The following is a 410-nucleotide window of genomic DNA, read 5'->3' on the forward strand; positions in this document are numbered from 1 at the left end:
TGCGCGTCCGCGCGTCCCACCACATCGCCACCGGCCACCTCACCCCCGGCCACGGCCGCCAGCCCCGCCAGCGCCTCGCTCCGGTCCCCCGCCAGCACCACCGCACGTTCCGACAGCCCCGCCCGCGACGCCGCCAAGCAACGTGCCAGGTGACCCAGTTCCACATCCGAGCGTCGCTCCACAAAGTCCAGCAGCCGACGCGCCTGCCCCCGCAACCCCGCACCATCGGAGCCCGAAACGACCAACGGCACCACACCACCCGGAGCCTCCGCCACCACCGGTGCCACCTCGACAGCCGTCTCCGGCGCCTGCTCCAAAATCACATGAGCGTTCGTCCCACTCACCCCAAAACCCGACACCCCAACCCGCCGCGGACGCCCCACCTCCGGCCACACCCGCTGCTCGGCCAG

At 72.7% G+C, this 410-nt stretch carries 1 protein-coding gene; it reads right to left on the reverse strand.

All coding sequences use genetic code 11. The annotated features are described in order from the left end of the window. Positions 1–344: KS-MAT linker domain-containing protein (locus tag JK364_RS54670; RefSeq protein ID WP_443732283.1), on the reverse strand; the 344-nt coding region annotated here is incomplete at its 3' end. Positions 345–410: the final 66 nt, after the last annotated feature.

The sequence above is a fragment of the Streptomyces endocoffeicus genome, assembly GCF_016741935.1.
GTDB lineage: Bacteria > Actinomycetota > Actinomycetes > Streptomycetales > Streptomycetaceae > Streptomyces > Streptomyces endocoffeicus.